Annotated in this window: 14 protein-coding genes; 10 read left to right on the top strand and 4 right to left on the bottom strand. The window is 60.9% G+C overall.

Annotated features, from left to right (window positions below; all coding sequences use genetic code 11):
- Nucleotides 1-131: 131 nt before the first annotated feature.
- Complete coding sequence (locus FXN63_RS12085) at nt 132-1,268, bottom strand: DUF4272 domain-containing protein (RefSeq protein WP_148815141.1); 1,137 nt, start codon at nt 1,266-1,268, stop codon at nt 132-134.
- A 319-nt stretch (nt 1,269-1,587) separates the two neighbouring features.
- Between FXN63_RS12085 and FXN63_RS12080 the strand changes: the two genes are divergently transcribed.
- The 7 genes from FXN63_RS12080 to FXN63_RS12050 all read left to right on the top strand — a co-directional run bounded on the left by FXN63_RS12080 (nt 1,588) and on the right by FXN63_RS12050 (nt 9,524).
- A complete protein-coding gene (locus FXN63_RS12080; protein ID WP_148815140.1) occupies nt 1,588-1,917 on the top strand; it encodes a hypothetical protein in 330 nt (109 codons plus the stop codon).
- Between the two features lie 124 nt (nt 1,918-2,041).
- Entirely contained in the window at nt 2,042-2,764 is a 723-nt protein-coding gene (locus FXN63_RS12075) for a GntR family transcriptional regulator (protein ID WP_148815139.1), read from the top strand.
- On the top strand, nt 2,761-5,373 hold the full coding sequence (gene acnD, locus FXN63_RS12070) for a Fe/S-dependent 2-methylisocitrate dehydratase AcnD (RefSeq protein WP_148815138.1): 2,613 nt from the start codon (nt 2,761-2,763) through the stop codon (nt 5,371-5,373). Before FXN63_RS12075 ends, acnD begins: the two co-directional genes overlap by 4 nt.
- A 63-nt stretch (nt 5,374-5,436) precedes the next feature.
- Nucleotides 5,437-6,621 carry a 2-methylaconitate cis-trans isomerase PrpF gene (gene prpF, locus FXN63_RS12065; protein WP_148815137.1) on the top strand — a complete coding sequence of 395 codons (1,185 nt, stop codon included), beginning with the start codon at nt 5,437-5,439 and terminating at the stop codon, nt 6,619-6,621.
- Nucleotides 6,622-6,749: 128 nt separating this feature from the next.
- Nucleotides 6,750-7,946: a sodium/glutamate symporter gene (gene gltS, locus FXN63_RS12060; RefSeq protein WP_187395180.1), complete on the top strand. Its 1,197-nt coding sequence runs from the start codon at nt 6,750-6,752 to the stop codon at nt 7,944-7,946.
- 31 nt (nt 7,947-7,977) lie between these two features.
- Nucleotides 7,978-8,727, top strand: a complete 750-nt coding sequence (locus FXN63_RS12055; protein WP_148815136.1) for a hypothetical protein — start codon at nt 7,978-7,980, stop codon at nt 8,725-8,727.
- Nucleotides 8,724-9,524 (top strand): lysozyme inhibitor LprI family protein, encoded by an 801-nt coding sequence (locus FXN63_RS12050; protein WP_148815135.1) that lies wholly within the window; start codon nt 8,724-8,726, stop codon nt 9,522-9,524. The genes FXN63_RS12055 and FXN63_RS12050 overlap by 4 nt, the downstream gene beginning before the upstream one ends.
- A gap of 884 nt (nt 9,525-10,408) precedes the next feature.
- Here the strand turns inward: FXN63_RS12050 and FXN63_RS12045 are convergent.
- The 3 genes from FXN63_RS12045 to FXN63_RS12035 form a co-directional block, all read right to left on the bottom strand.
- A complete protein-coding gene (locus tag FXN63_RS12045) occupies nt 10,409-11,233 on the bottom strand; it encodes a hypothetical protein (protein ID WP_148815133.1) in 825 nt (274 codons plus the stop codon).
- 67 nt (nt 11,234-11,300) lie between these two features.
- Nucleotides 11,301-11,903, bottom strand: a complete 603-nt coding sequence (locus FXN63_RS12040) for a tetratricopeptide repeat protein (protein WP_148815131.1) — start codon at nt 11,901-11,903, stop codon at nt 11,301-11,303.
- A 246-nt stretch (nt 11,904-12,149) separates the two neighbouring features.
- On the bottom strand, nt 12,150-12,716 hold the full coding sequence (locus FXN63_RS12035) for a TetR/AcrR family transcriptional regulator (RefSeq protein WP_187395179.1): 567 nt from the start codon (nt 12,714-12,716) through the stop codon (nt 12,150-12,152).
- A 188-nt stretch (nt 12,717-12,904) separates the two neighbouring features.
- On the opposite strand from FXN63_RS12035, the gene FXN63_RS12030 reads away from it, so the two are divergent.
- From FXN63_RS12030 to FXN63_RS12020, 3 genes are all read left to right on the top strand, one after another.
- A complete protein-coding gene (locus FXN63_RS12030) occupies nt 12,905-13,936 on the top strand; it encodes an alpha/beta fold hydrolase (RefSeq protein WP_148815126.1) in 1,032 nt (343 codons plus the stop codon).
- Between the two features lie 88 nt (nt 13,937-14,024).
- A complete protein-coding gene (locus FXN63_RS12025) occupies nt 14,025-14,957 on the top strand; it encodes a fatty acid desaturase (RefSeq protein WP_148815124.1) in 933 nt (310 codons plus the stop codon).
- Nucleotides 14,954-16,087 (top strand): iron-containing alcohol dehydrogenase, encoded by a 1,134-nt coding sequence (locus tag FXN63_RS12020; RefSeq protein ID WP_148815122.1) that lies wholly within the window; start codon nt 14,954-14,956, stop codon nt 16,085-16,087. Before FXN63_RS12025 ends, FXN63_RS12020 begins: the two co-directional genes overlap by 4 nt.
- Nucleotides 16,088-16,415: the final 328 nt, after the last annotated feature.

Below are 16,415 nucleotides of genomic sequence, written 5' to 3'. Positions count from 1 at the left end.
CGCGCGCATTGATGCCAGCAGCTCGCCAGGGCAGTTATTGCCGGGTTCTTTCCATTGCCGGGTTCTTTCCAGAGTTCCTTCCAATACGGCAATCAGTCCTCATCAAACCCGGCAAACTCGATACGACCCCATCAAGTAGGCGTATCCACCTCATCCCACTCCGCATCTTCAAAATGCACCAGCCAGTTCAGTGCATAGTGACGCTCGGCCACGATGCCGGGCACCAGGCCTTCTGGTGGCGGGCGGTCGTCCACACGCGCCTGACGCACCAGCCAATGGGCGCGGTAATGCAGATCCAACGCGTCCAGAATCTCAGCCGTGGGCCGCAGGCGCACCTTGGGCGGAAGCTCAGCCATCTGATCCGAAGACAGTTCCAGCAAAGCCAGCTGCGGTTCCGTACTGCCATCGGGGAACGGCAGGTCTTCGCGCAGGCCCAGCGCCCATTCCAGCACGGGCACACATTCGAAACGCCAGCTCAGTTCAGCGGCAGTCGACTGGTCGGGCATGGGGTTGGCCATGAAGGCGGCTTCGTTCGGGGTCAGGCAATCGCTGCCATGCGGCAGGCGTTCGAACAGTTCACCGACCGGAATCGGGTCGTCGGAATGCACGGTCTTGGCGCGGAACGCCACTGCACACAAGGCACTGACGCGGCCCAGCACTTCGTCGGCACGGCGCAGGCGTACTTCCGCTTCGCCCGGCAAGGGGGGCAAGTGGGCCGGCAAGCGCCAGCCGCGTGACGCAAGCTGGGCTTCGGTTCTTGCCTTGCGTTCCCACGCATCCTGCGGATACGGCACGATTGCTTCCGGGTCGGGCGGGTTGCCTTCAGCGTCCATCAACATGCGACCGAAGGGGTCACGAATGCTGCTGTCCGGCAGGAAGACCAGCGCGTTGGCACGCAAGGCCCAGTCGGCAAATGCATCCATGCCGGTGGTCGGAATTTCCAGGCTCAGGTGTTGGCGCACGCGCTGAACGTGCCGAATCAGGTGGTAACGCGTGCTGGTCATCTGACCGTCGCCACGCCCGGCGATGTAGCCGACAAAACCCTTCAGGTGATCGGCCAGTGCCGGATCGCTAAGGTCACGCCGGGCAATCGGCGTGTGCACGAAGTCTGCAGGCGGCAGGATGCCGACGGTGCAGTAGGCGTTGATCAATACGGTGTTGGCCCCGGGCTCGGGCGTGCCAACCGTCGCTGGCGCAGCAACCGTGCTTTCGACTGGCTCCGACCCGCCGCCAAACATCGATTTCAAGCGCGACAGCAAATCTTTCATCTTCGACTCCTAACATGGCTCAAGCAAGGGAGACTCAAGCAAGGCGGCACATTCTGCGGGCAGGGTCGCAGGCATCGCAACGAATGATGCCTTTGGAAACTGCATGAACAAGGATGTAAGCGGAATGGAAGACGCGAAACCTCCACCGCGCGGACGGGTCTCAACGGGTCTTAATACAGACAGCCCAGCCTTGCTTTCGGTCGTGCTTGCACGCGCCGCACAGCTTCTGCCTGATTGAATCCTGCGATGAGCAGCCCTTTATTTCTGCCGCCATCGACCCGATTTCTTACTTCTCCCTTTGATCAGGATGCCCACCCTTATGAATCACGCCTTCAGAACCCCCCTCGTCGCGCTGGGTGCAGTGCTGTTGATCGGTCTCGCAGGTTGCGAACGCGCCGAGCAGGCCACCGAATCCGTGACCCGTGAGGTCGGACGGATCGCGAGCGAAGAAGCCCGCAAGGCCTTGCAGGCCACGGGCGAGGCCGTCAATCGCGGCATCGACAATGCGCAAGACACTACCCGCCGCTGGCTCAATGAAGCCGACCGCGCCGCGCAAGAGCGCGCGCAAAACCAGCGCAAGGACGATGAAGCGGCGGAAGCTTCACCGCGTTTCGACCGGGATCAAGGCAGCAAGGGCCAGTCGATCTGATATCGCGCCAGGGAATTCACGGAGTGGCAGGACTCGCGTGAGCAGCTAACATTGTCTACAATCCAAGATCGAAACGACCTTGAAATCGGTTTTTCACCAGAAAAACCGACCAGATTGTCGACACATGACAAAAATCATCGACCTTCCCACTGCCGCAAGTGCTGCCCCGACCGCTGAGAGCGAAACGCTGTCAGACAACGTGTTCCGCAAGATCCAGTCAGCGATCGTGCGGGGCGACATTGCGCCCGGCAGCAAGATTTCGGAACCGGAACTTGCACGGGTGCACGGCATCAGCCGGGGGCCGCTGCGCGAGGCTTTGAATCGGCTGGAAGGACAGAAGCTGATCGTGCGTGTGCCGCACGTCGGCGCGCGCGTCGTCTCGTTGGGCCAGGCCGAGCTGTGCGAGCTTTATCAAATCCGTGAATCACTGGAAGGACTGGCGTGTCGCCTTGCTGCGGAACGCATGCCGGCCAGCGAGATCGCCGATCTGCGCCAGGTACTCGACGCCCACGAGCGCGATCCGGCCTTCCAGGCGGGGCTGGGCTACTACCAGCAGGAAGGTGACTACGACTTCCACTACCGCATCGTGCAAGGCAGCGGCAATCAGATGCTGATCCGCCTGCTGTGCGACGAGCTTTACCAGCTTGCGCGCATGTACCGCCTTCAATTCGCCGGCACCCCCAATCGACCGCGCCACGCGTTCGCCGAGCACCACCGCATTCTTGACGCCATCGCCGATGGCGATGGTGAATTGGCCGACCTGCTGATGCGTCGGCATATCCGTGCATCCCGACTCAACATCGAACAGAGAATCGCGCAGGGCAACCTGCAGCGCAACGAGGCATGAACTCTCAATTCCGCAAGCCCCTGCCCAATTCCTCGCTGGAATTCTTCGACGCGCGTGCCGCGGTCGAGGCGATCACGCCGGGTGCCTATGACACCCTGCCCTACACCTCGCGTGTGCTGGCTGAAAACCTGGTGCGACGGTGCGATCCGGCGCTGCTCAACGATGCACTTGGCCAGTTGATCAACCGCAAGCGTGACCTGGACTTCCCCTGGTTCCCGGCGCGTGTGGTCTGTCATGACATTCTGGGTCAGACCGCACTGGTGGACCTGGCAGGCTTGCGTGACGCAATTGCCGACAAAGGCGGTGACCCGGCCAAGGTGAACCCGGTGGTGCCGGTGCAGTTGATCGTGGACCATTCGCTGGCCGTGGAACACGCCGGTTTCGACCCGGATGCTTTTGAGAAGAACCGTGCGGTGGAAGACCGCCGCAACGAAGACCGCTTCCACTTCATCGACTGGACGCGCGAAGCCTTCAAGAACATCGAAGTCGTGCCCCCGGGCAACGGCATCATGCACCAGATCAATCTGGAAAGAATGTCGCCGGTCATCCATGCCATCGACGGCGTGGCCTATCCCGACACCCTGGTCGGCACTGACAGCCACACGCCGCACGTCGATGCGCTGGGCGTGATCGCCATTGGCGTGGGCGGCCTGGAAGCCGAGAACGTCATGCTGGGTCGTGCATCGTGGATGCGCCTGCCCGACATCGTTGGCGTTGAACTGACTGGCCGTCGTCAACCGGGCATTACCGCCACCGACATCGTGCTGACCTTGACCGAATTCCTGCGCAAGGAAAAGGTCGTGGGTGCCTATCTGGAGTTCTATGGCGAAGGCTCATCCAGCCTGACGCTGGGCGACCGCGCCACCATATCGAACATGGCCCCGGAATACGGTGCGACCGCCGCGATGTTCTCGATCGACCAGCAGACGCTGGACTACCTGACCCTGACCGGCCGCGAGCCCGAGCAAGTGCGCCTGGTGGAGAACTACGCCAAGACCAGCGGCCTGTGGTCCGACAGCTTGGCCAAGGTGGAATACGAACGTGTGTTGCGCTTTGACCTGTCCACCGTCGTACGCACCATGGCTGGCCCGTCCAACCCGCATCGCCGCCTGCCCGTCAGCGACCTGGCCGCCCGCGGCATTACCGGCAAGGTGGAAAACGAACCCGGCCTGATGCCCGACGGTGCCGTCATCATCGCCGCCATTACCAGCTGCACCAATACCAGCAACCCGCGCAACGTGATTGCAGCCGGCCTGCTGGCACGCAATGCCAACCGCGCCGGGCTGACCCGCAAGCCGTGGGTCAAGACCTCGCTTGCGCCTGGATCGAAGACGGTTGCGCTGTATCTGGACGAAGCCGGCCTCACGTCGGAATTGGAAGCGCTGGGCTTTGGTGTCGTGGCATTTGCCTGTACCACTTGCAACGGCATGTCGGGCGCGCTGGACCCGGTCATTCAACAAGAGATCATCGACCGCAAGCTGTACGCCACCGCCGTGTTGTCGGGCAACCGCAACTTCGACGGCCGCATTCACCCGTATGCCAAGCAAGCCTTCCTGGCCTCGCCGCCGCTGGTGGTGGCCTATGCGATTGCAGGCACGATTCGCTTCGATATCGAACAAGACGTATTAGGCGTGTCGCCCGACGGCCGCGAGATTCGCCTGAAGGACATCTGGCCCAGCGACGAAGAAATCGAAGCCGTGGCCACCGCAGCGGTCAAGCCCGAGCAGTTCCGTAATGTCTACGAACCCATGTTCGGCATTCAGCGCGCGCGTGCGCAGGTCAAGCCCCTGTACGACTGGCGTCCGCAGAGCACCTACATCCGCCGTCCGCCGTATTGGGAAGGTGCGCTGGCAGGCGAACGCACGCTGCGTGGCATGCGCCCGCTGGCCGTGCTGGGTGACAACATCACCACCGATCACCTGTCGCCGTCGAACGCCATTCTGGGCGACAGCGCAGCCGGTGAATACCTGGCGATGATGGGCTTGCCGGAAGAGGACTTCAATTCCTACGCCACCCATCGCGGCGACCACCTGACCGCGCAACGCGCCACCTTCGCCAACCCACAGCTGTTCAACGAAATGGTGCGCAATGAAGATGGCACCGTGAAGCAAGGCTCGCTGGCCCGCGTGGAACCGGACGGCACTGTCATGCGCATGTGGGAAGCCATCGAGGCCTACATGGTGCGCAAGCAGCCGCTGATCATCGTGGCCGGCGCTGACTACGGCCAGGGTTCGTCGCGCGACTGGGCAGCCAAGGGCGTGCGACTGGCGGGTGTGGAAGTGATCGTCGCCGAAGGCTTCGAGCGTATCCACCGCACCAACCTGATCGGCATGGGCGTGTTGCCGCTGGAGTTCAAACCGGGCACCAACCGCCTGACGCTGGGCCTGGATGGCACCGAAATTTATGAAGTGACTGGCGCACGCACCCCGCGCACTGACCTGACACTGCGCATCGAGCGCAAGAATGGCGACGTGGTGGAAGTGCCCGTGACCTGCCGCCTGGATACCGCCGAAGAAGTGTCGATCTACGAAGCAGGCGGTGTACTGCAGCGCTTCGCCGATGACTTCCTGGCGGAGTCGGCACAGAACGCACCGGCCAAGGCAGGCTGATCCAGCTGCATTGATTCAACCGGGGTGCCCGCACCCCGCCCTTCCTTCTTTTTTGCGATGACCATGGCCCACGCACCCCAAATCCGCATTCCCGCCACCTACATGCGCGGTGGCACCAGCAAAGGCGTGTTTTTCAAGCTGACGGACTTGCCTGCGGCAGCGCAGATGCCCGGTGCCGCGCGCGACGCACTGCTGCTGCGCGTGATCGGCAGCCCCGATCCCTACGGCAAGCAGATTGACGGCATGGGCGGTGCCACGTCCAGCACCAGCAAGACAGTGATCCTGTCGAAAAGCGAACGCGAAGGACACGACGTCGACTACCTGTTCGGTCAGGTGTCGATCGACAAGCCCTTCGTGGACTGGAGCGGCAACTGCGGCAATCTGTCTGCAGCGGTTGGCCCATTTGCGATCAGCAATGGCCTGATCGACCCGGCGCGTGTGCCGCGCGATGGCCTTGCCACGGTGCGTATCTGGCAAGTGAACATCGGCAAGACCATCGTCGCGCATGTACCCATGCGCGACGGCGCTGTTCAGGAAACCGGCGACTTCGAACTCGACGGCGTTACCTTCCCGGCGGCTGAAATCCAGGTGGAATTCATGGACCCGGCCGAGGAAGGCGAAGACGGCGGATCGATGTTCCCCACTGGCAACCTGGTCGATGATCTGGACGTGCCGGGCGTGGGCAGCTTCCAGGCCACGATGATCAACGCTGGCATTCCCACTATCTTCCTGAACGCGCAGGCACTGGGCTACCTCGGTACCGAACTGCAGGACGACATCAACAGCTCGCCCGAGGCACTGGCCCGTTTCGAGACCATCCGCGCTCACGGCGCACTGCGCATGGGGCTGATCAAGAACCTGGAGGAAGCAGCCAAGCGTCAGCACACCCCCAAGATCGCCTTTGTGGCATCGCCGGTCGACTACGTGTCATCCAGCGGCAAGCCCGTGCCTGCCAGTGATGTGGACGTGCTGGTCCGAGCCATGTCCATGGGCAAACTGCATCACGCCATGATGGGCACCGCGTCGGTGGCAATCGCGGCTGCGGCGGCCGTGCCCGGCACCGTCGTGAACCTGGCGGCGGGCGGCGGGCAGCGTGACGAAGTTCGCTTTGGCCATCCCTCGGGCACGCTGCGCGTGGGTGCGGCAGCGAATCAGGACAGCGGCGAATGGACCGTCACCAAAGCAGTGATGAGCCGCAGCGCGCGCGTCTTGATGGAAGGTTGGGTGCGGGTGCCCGGCGAGGCGTGAGGTATGAAGCAAAAAACATAAGGGTATACCCTTATTAATCAAAGAGACGTCAAGCCTCCTCTAGAATGCGGCCGGCGGTTGGTGTGTATGTCGCCAACCGGCCTACCGTTTCAAGAGGAAGCCCGAACTTGCTGATCGTTCAACTCGATATCGCCCAAACCGTTGGCGTCGCCGCCTTCGTCCTGGTTCTGGGCGAATTTCTGCGCCGCCGAGTGGATCTGCTCGCACGCTATTTCATTCCCGGCCCCGTCATCGGCGGCCTGATCTTCTCCCTGCTTGCCTTCGCTTGCCATCAGGCAGGCTGGTTCACCATTCAGTTCGATGCGCAGATGCGCTCGTTCCTGCTGCTGGTGTTCTTCACCACTATCGGTTTTTCTGCCAGCCTGGAACTGCTGAAAAAAGGCGGCGTCGCTGTCTCGGTGTTCCTGATCGCGGCCATCGGCTTGGTGCTGGCGCAAAACGCGTTGGGTGTGGGCCTGGCCTCGGCCTTGGGTATTCATCCGCTCTTGGGACTGGCAGCAGGCTCTGTTGCGCTCACCGGTGGACACGGAACGGCTGCAGCCTTTGGCCCGTTGATGGAACAGGCCGGTGCCACCGGTGCCCTGCCCGCATCCATTGCCGCCGCCACCTGGGGCCTGGTTGCCGGCTGCGCCATTGGCGGTCCGCTGGGTTCCCTGCTGATGCGCCGTCACGGCCTGACCGGACGCAGCAAAAGCGAAAACACGAGCACCAAGGCCACCGTGCATCACGACGAAGGTGATGAAAACCTGGGTCGCACGGCCATGTATGCCGTGTTGATGATCGCCTTCTCGATCGGAATCGGTACGGTATTGGTCGATCTGCTGGCCGATGCGGGCGTGGCCATTCCTGCCTATCTGGGTCCGATGATGGTTGCGGCAGTCATTCGCAATGTCCTGGACTGGCGCGGCGCGCACTTGCCGGTCAGGCAGCTTGATGTGGTGGGCGTGGTGTCGCTGAGTTTCTTCCTGGCGATTGCGCTCATGTCCATGAAGCTGTGGGAACTGGCCGACATTGCCGGCCCCTTGGTGATCATTCTGATCGGGCAGACCGTGCTGATGTTCCTGTATGCGTACTTCATCACCTTCCGTATGGTCGGACGCGATTACGATGCAGCAGTGATCGCATCGGGCCATTGCGGCTTCGGCCTGGGTGCGACCTCGAACGCCATGGCCAACATGCAGGCCTTCACCAGTGTGAACGGCCCATCGCACAAGGCATTCTTTGTGATCCCCTTGGTGGGCTCGCTGTTCATCGACTTTTTCAACGCCGTGATCATCACCGCGTTCATGGGCTATTTTTCGTAATGGGCACACTGAGCTAATGGACATCCTGAGCATGCGTACTCGTTGTCGGGCAGTGCTGTTGCTTGCCGGCCTGGTAGGGTTGGCCGGGTTGACAACCGACAAAGCCACCGCCGCCGATGTGCCCTGGGCACGCGCCGATCTGCTTGCTCAGGATGCGACGCGCTGGCCGGAAGTTGCCGTGCTGGTGCAGATCACCGACCTGGATTCCTACGGCGGTGACAGCAAAAGCCACGACACCAGCCTGCCGAACCCGCTGAACCCATTTGATTGCTTCTCGACCGGCCACGTGGAACCACGATGCTGGCAGGTCACGCTGAAAATGGGCGCAAAAGTCTTGCCAGTGAAAAAACAGCAGGCCATTCCGACCCTGGATCGCCTGCGTATTCAATACCTGTGGCTGGTCTACCAGGCAAGTGGCGAACCCGCCGCGCAGACGCCAATTGCGCTGAAACTGTCGATGGTGAAGCGCCAGGGCGTGATCAGCCCGGTGCCGCTGCACGCCGATGGCAACACCCTGGACGTACAGAAAGCAGCGCAGGCGCAGATTGCTGAATCGCCGTGGCCTTTCATTCTGCCCACCGCAGAAGCCCGAATCCGGAAACTGGAAGAATCCTTGCCGGCCTCGCGTGAGCGCGAAGTCATGCGCGAACAATGGGCAACCTTTACCGAGCGCGATTGCCAGGCCCAGGCTCTCAGCGGCTTGAAAGACACGCAGACCTGCCGCTACGACCATATCCGCGCCCAATACGAAGCCTTCCGCCAGGCACGAGGCGTGCAATGACGCTGCGCGCCCTGTTTGCCGCATCCGGATTTGCCGCGTCCTTATTGGCTGCCTCGCTGTTGGCCCTGACCCCTGCCCCGGTCCAAGCCGAAGGTTTCTTCCGTGCCAGTCTGGAAGCCGTCGACCTGGGCGCGTGGCCCGAGGTTCGGGTGTTGCTGCGGCTGGAAGATGAAGGCAGTGAAAGTGGACTGGACGACAGCACCGCCCTGCCGAACCCATACAGCAAGATCGATTGCCCGGCGCGTGCATGCTGGCGCGTCAAACAACTGGAAGAATCGGGCGTCCCGGTAACCCTGCGCGGGCAAGTCACTGCCCCGATCCAGGCGCGCAGCGCCGAGCAATTCCTGTGGCTGCGGTATCACTCCAATCGACCGCAACCCGGTGAAGCAGAACTACAGATCGCGCTCGAAACCAGCTACGGCGGCAACCGCACCGCCGCCGACCAGCCCGAACTACCCCTGCTCGACGCCACCGACACCGACCTGATCCGCCTCAGTCCCTGGCCTTATCTGGCCAAGCGCTGGGACGTGTTCTTGAACCAAGAATTCCAGGCGGTGCGCGACAACATCCCGCCGGAAGCCCGGGCGGCACTGATCCAAGCGCAGCGAGCATGGATTCGGTACCGGGATGCCTTCTGCGCCTTGGCCGGCAGCACCCAATCGGAAGGCCATGCGCAATGCATTGCATTGCGTACCGTGGCGCGCAGTGTCGAACTGCAAACCAGCCGACATAATCTGGACGGGCTATACGCACGCCGGCGTCAGGCGGGTTTGGGAGCACCAGTACCGCTGCAATGAGTCATTGCCCAGAATGGAAATCGCGTTAGGCTGCGCCACACAGGCCAATGAGGTAGTGGTCGTAAAGACATCGTTAAGCAGACCGTCTTTTGGCATGAAGCCTCAATCCACCTCAAAGCCACACAACCCGGCTCTGTCGGCGCGATTTTTTAATCCGTTTATGCCCGCGCACCACGGTCTACGCTTGCAATTTAACCAGCGTCTCCATCGAACTTACGGCTAGCAAGATGGTGGCGCTGACCGTGAACGTTATGACAATAGCTACGACCACGGCCTGCAAAAAAGTCGACCGTGAGTAACGCCAAACATAAGCACAACTCGTGGAGAACATCCTCCGCGGTTTCGCCAGTTCAGGATGCCCACGTCGGCCTTTAGGTGTTGAAATCTGTCGCGTAGCTCGTCTGTTTACCCATCGCTGAGCTCTTTTCACTTTCTCAACAATAGGGAACGATTTCTCAACGAAGATGGAGACGTTAGCGAAAAACGCGTAAACCCAGGTGGCAAAGAGAAACAAGCAAAAAAACCAAGCCATGAACGACTCTGAGCTGAAACCCTGTAGGCTTAGCGCCTTCCGAAAAGCAATCAATGCCATAGCCAGTATTAAAGCCTGCACCGGAATGTTTCTCAAAAAATCCAGAAAAGCTGCCCGGTTAGCCACTAAAAAATTCATATATCTCCCCGATCAATCAGCACACAGAACGCCCCGAGCGCAAGCCGAACCGTATACAAAAAGACAACTACAAGATTGACTGAGAATTAAATCAATCTCTTCAGTCGACACCTTGTGACGCTAAAACACGCCAGGAGGCCACATGGCGAGGTTAGTGCCAGACACCCTGCAACTAAGTAATGCGGACAAACAACCCGCTGACAGTCGAACTACCTCACTGCACGCGCAGTTGGCCGCCACGCCCGAGGCCACCTTGCACGTCTTGCGCCTTATAGCTGCGCAGCGACACCACCATTTTGTTCCAGGCGTCGGTGAAGGCAGCCACGGTTGCCTTGCCTTCCGGCGTCTTCGAGAAACCACCCAGTGCACCTGCCGCGCCGCCGCCGAATTCTGCAAGCGCCGCGCCATAGTTGGTAGACGTGGCACTACCTTCTGCGGCGGAAATCTGGACCGCTGATCGCACGTCGAACAAGCTGAGCGTGACCACCGACGCTTTCGACTGCAAACCGCCCGCGATCTGGCTAAGGCCGTTGCCAAGGAAACCGCTGACCATGCCGGCCACATTGCCGACCGAGGAATTGCTGATCACGATCTGCGGCTCAAGGTAGTAATCAGCCGCCACCCGTTGGCCGCGTTGCTGGTTGGAGCCTGCGCGATATTCACCGGAATTGCGCTGCAGGTCGGTGATTCGCGACAAGCGCGAATCCGTCTTCTGGTTGCCGATCGAGGTGATCACGAAGCAATTCGATTGCTGGATCGCCAGGCGCAGCAACGGGTCGATGCTGGTCACTTGCGTGGCGCTGCCAAAGGGGCCGTACCAGTCGGCATTGCGGCCATCATCGACGGCAATCGTGCCCAAAGGCGCAGCGCAACGTTCCAGGGATTCGTTCGCACCGGCGCTGGCTGCACCCGACGCGGCACCGGACACGCCGAAGTTTTGATTACCGGTGGTGACCATACCGCCGCATGCGGTGAGCGAGCCGACCAAGGTAATGGCAAAGATGCTTTTCAGGCCCGAGGTTTTGGAAATGATATTCATGGTGTGAGTTGAAGATAAATTGCGATATAGGCGGAAAGAGACAAAACGATCGAAACGACTGTCGTTTTTAATTCCAATACCAACCATACTGACGCCAGTGCCATCGATACGCATAACCGGAATACCAATAACGGTGGTAAACGCTACGCCAGTGCGCATGCCATTTATAAGCAGCTTGCTCGGATCTTTTGGCCTCAGATGCCTGCGCCAACAAGGCGCGAGATTCCTCATCGCCCCGCCCTGCCGCCAGCGTCAGCCATTTCTCGGCTTCGCGCGGATCGGCACCCATTTCTTCCAGACCGGCAAGGTAAAACCCACCCAGCGCCTTTTGCGCTTGCAGATCACCACCCTCGCCCGCTTTGCGCATCCAGACCAGCGCCTGATAGCTGTCCTGGCGTACGCCATCGCCACGGAAGTAACGCAGGCCCAAGTCGTAAGCCGCGCGCGGGTCGCTTTCGGCCAGTTGCCTCAGTTTGTCGAATTGCGGGTTGGACGGGGCATCCTGCGATCTGTCGACCAAATCAGCAGTGATTTGGCTTTTCGGGCGTTGGGAGCAACCCAGGTCATCACAGATGCGTACGGTATTGGATGGCGCACTACTGGTCGGCGTATTTTGGGCGCACGCCGCCAGCGCCAATATGAATACTGGCGTCAGAAAACGATAATTCACACTGAACTCGATGATAGGAAGCGACGGCTACCTTGAGACGGCCTCGCATCAACTGCCGGGTGATTCAATAAACACAAGCACCCGAGCAGCAAATTAATTAAACCGAGTAAATGCTAATTCGGTGCGCCAGCATAGCAACGCGACAGACACAAAAACATAAGTACAACTACGTTCAATTTTTTGTCTGAAAGGACAAAACCATCCTACATCTGTCTGACAAAAAAGCAGCAGACGCCAGATCACCGGTCAACGCAATACGCTCATCACCATGTCGTTGACCTCCTGCGTGCCGATGCCACCCAGGCCAAACTGGTAGCGATAGAAAATCGTCCCGTAGATCTGGTCATACAGCGCCTCGGCAGCACGGCCTGCAGGAATATCCCCATTCGCCTGTCCCCGACGAATCACGCCGACACCCAGCTCGCGCCGAATGCTCAGGTATCGCGCCACAAACAAGTTGGCATTACCGTTTTCGGCCCAGCATTCACACAGCACCGCCATCTGCACCCGACCCAAGTCCCCCTGTAATGCCTCGACGTAGCGCAGCGCATGGGCGCGAATGGCGGCCACGGGGGGATCGGTTTCAGAGATCGGCAGCATCAAGGTGGCGTGCCGCAGGTAGGCGTCGATCAACAACGCAAGGCGGCTGTCCCACCATTTATAGATGGTCATTTTCGACACCCCCGACTGGGTGGCAATCGCCTGCATCGTTGCCCCGCGCAGGCCTTCGGCCGCACACAGCCGATAAGCAGCATCCAGCACGGCAACCGTCGCCGCTTCCGAGCGCGGTCGGCCGCGTGGGCGTGCCGTCACGAAAGTGTCCTCAGCCTTCGTTTCATCGACCATCGACGCACACATCAAAATTCCTTGCCATGACTGACGTAGTGAGAAATACTGTACTCATAAATACTGTACTGATCGTACACTTATTAGCACACGTCGTCGCCTGATGCCCTGATTCGACGCCGCCCCTCTTTCACCACACGCCCAGCGACCCGCCCATGACGCAAGCCCAGACCCGGCACGATTACGAGACCTTCAACGCAGGCAACGTGGTGCTGCAGTCCGGCCGCACGTTCCGCAACATGGCGCTGACCTACAAGACCTTCGGCACGCTAAACGCCGACAAGTCGAACGTGATCGTCTACCCGACGTCCTACGCGGCGCAGCACTACGACATCCAGTTCATGGTGCGCGAAGGCGGCGCGCTGGACCCGACGAAGTATTTCATCGTCATCATCAATCTGTTCGGCAATGGTCTGTCCAGTTCGCCGTCGAACACGCCTTGGCCGGATGTCGGCACGCGTTACCCGGACGTCACCTACTACGACGCGGTGCACGTGCAGCGGCGCATGCTGGCAGAGCTGTGGGGCATCGAGCGTGTGGCGCTGGTCTACGGTTGGTCGATGGGCGGCATGCAGGCGTATCACTGGGCAGCCCTGTTTCCGCAGGCGGTCGAGCGCATTGCGGTGGTGTGCGGGTCGGCACGCTGCGCGCCGCACAACCACGTGTTCATCGAGGGTGCCAAACATGCGTTGATGGCCGATGCGGCCTATCAAGATGGCGTGTTCAAGGAACGCCCGGTGCGCGGCTTCCGGGCAATGGGCCGGGTGTATGCAGGATGGGCGTTGTCGCAGACGTTTTATCGCGAGGAACTGTGGCGACAACTGGGTGCTTCATCGCTTGAAGACTTCCTGGTGACCAACTGGGAAACCACTTTTGCGCGCCGTGATCCATCGGACCTGCTGGCGCAATTCTGGACCTGGCAGCACGGCGACATCAGCGCCAACGCGCTGTATGGCGGCGATCTGCCCAAGGCATTGGCCGCCATCGAAGCGCGCGTGCTGTTGATGCCGGGATCTGAGGACCTGTACTTCCAGGTCGAGGACAACCGGCAGGAAATGCAGCACCTGCGCCACGCCACGCTCAGCCCGATTCCGTCGGTCTGGGGCCACCGTGCCGGCAACCCGATGAACCAGCCCGACGACCGCGAGTTCATCGACAGCCATGTGCTGGCGCTACTGGCCTCGTAGGCCTGCATAGACCTGTAGGACCCACACAGACGGTCAGCATTTTGCCCGCCAAGTCCAACGTCACATCAGAACGAGTCAGCCAAACACCATGGAAAAACCCGCCCGGTTCCGTCTGAAAGCCCCTGATCTGATGCTTCTGTCGGCGAAGTCCGACACGGCCGGTGCCTGGCGGGCGCTGGGGCACCTCGGTGCCATTGCCGCCAGCGCGACGGCACTGTGGCATTCGCTGGGAACCTGGTGGGCGGTGCCACTGACTGCGCTGCTTGGTTATTTTCTGGCGTTCCTGTTCACCGCCCTGCACGAAACCGCGCACAAGACCGCGTTTCGCAGCAAGGCGCTGAACTACGCGCTAGGGCATTTCTCGGCGTTCGTGATCTTGCTGCCTTACGAGTATTACCGCGCCTTTCACTGGGATCACCATAGGTTCACGCAAGACCTGGAAAAAGACCCGGAGCTGTCTGTTCCCCTGCCCACAACGGCGCTGGGTCTGGCCTGGTTCTGGACCGGCATCCCCACTTGGAAAAGCCGCGTGAAGATGCTGTATCGGCACGCCTTGCTTGGCAAAGTCAGTGCGCCCTGGGTACCGAAACGACAGCGTCCGCTGATCGTGAAGGAAGCGCGGTATTACGTGCTGGCCTATGCCCTGGTGCTGATCGCGTCTATCGCCACGCAGTCGTTGGCGGCAGTGTGGCTGTGGTTGCTGCCGGTGGCAGTGGGCCAGTGGTTTCTGCGCCCTTACCTGCTGGCCGAACACACCGCCTGTCCGCACTCCCCCGACATGCTGGAAAACACACGCACCACCTATACCAACGCCTTCATCCGCTTCTTCGCGTGGAACATGCCGTATCACGTGGAACACCACGCCTATCCGGCGGTACCCTTCCACGCCCTGCCCAAACTGAACAAGGTGCTGGCCGAGCACATCGTCAACAGCGAGCCGGGCTATGTGCCGGCCACCGGCGTGGTGGTGGATTACATCGTGGGTGAGCAGCGAGCACTGGCGGAACGGAAGCTGGCATGATCACCATCAACTACCTGACGTCGATTGAATTCGGATCAGGCGCAGTCCAGCGTCTGCCGCAAGTGCTGGAAGAATTGGGCATCAAACGGCCCATGCTGGTGACCGACGCCGGCATTGCGCGCGCGGGCATTCTGACGCGGATCTGTGCGTATCTGTCTGCAGAACAAAGCGCGGCGGTCTTCACGGACACTCCACCGAATCCAACTGAAGAAGCGGTCGAGCTGGCAACCGAGTTCTACCGGAAACACGCCTGTGATGGCTTGATCGCCATCGGCGGCGGATCACCCATCGACTTGGCCAAAGGCGTTGCCTTGATGGCTACCCACGACGGTCCGCTGTCCCGTTATGCCGGCATGGCAGCCATGCCGCTGATCGGCCCGCAGGCCGTCCCCATGATTGCGGTGCCCACGACAGCAGGCACCGGCAGCGAGGTCGGCCGTGGTGCCTTGATCTGTCTGCGAGATGGACGAAAGCTGGTGTTCGTCAGCCAGCATCTGCTGCCCAAACGCGCGCTGTGCGATCCCGACCTGACCTTGGGCATGCCGGCCGCACTGACGGCAGGCACCGGCATGGACGCCTTCACGCACTGTGTGGAAACCTTCTTGTCTCCGCGTGTGAATCCACCGGCAGAAGCCATCGCGCTGGACGGCGCAGCGCGTGCGTGGCGCTGGCTGGAACGGGCGGTGACGCACCCCAACGACGCGCAGGCGCGGTGGGAGATGATGATGGCGGGTATTCACGGCGGACTTGCGTTTCAGAAGGGACTGGGCGCGGTACATGCGCTGGCGCATCCCTTAGGGGCGTTGATTGAGCCGATGTTGCATCACGGGACGGTGAATGCGGTATTACTTCCGGTGGTATTGCGATTCAACGCTGGTCATGTTGGTGACAAGTACGCGCGTTTGAAGCAGGCGTTTGGCTTGCCAGCCGATGCGGATTTGGCGGCAGAGGTGGCGGCGCTGAATACCCGTATCGGCATGCCGTCTACGCTTCGTGAACTTGGCGTGTCGGCAAATGTGGTGGACCGCATTGTCGCTGGGGCGATGGCGGATCATTCGACGCCGACTAACCCTCGGCCCTTGACTGAACGGGATGCTGCGGCGCTTTTCATGGAAGCGCTTGGTGACTAGGGGTGATGGTTTTTGCGTTCTTTAGTCAGTCGCGGGTGGTGGGGCCGGCTCGTCTGCCCCGCTGGACGTTGGCGTCGGGACTCCCGCCCTCCACCTCGTCCAGAAGGGCAGCCAAGCCGGCCCCACCACCCACGCCTTCAGAACTGCTTTGGTTAAAAGCTAATCCCGCCTGTGGGCGTGCCGTGATTTTCTGGCTGCCACGTGCTGGATGCGGTTCTCGGCATTCGGTGGCCGCCATTCTTGATCGCCATACGGCTGGCCGGGGGGATTCGCTGGCCAGGTCGCCACGAAGCAGTCTCTCCGGCTCACGATTCGGTGGGTTCTTCAG

It is taken from the genome of Pigmentiphaga aceris (assembly GCF_008119665.1).
Classification (GTDB): Bacteria; Pseudomonadota; Gammaproteobacteria; order Burkholderiales; family Burkholderiaceae_B; genus Pigmentiphaga; species Pigmentiphaga aceris.
This window is presented reverse-complemented; position numbering and strand designations above follow the sequence as displayed.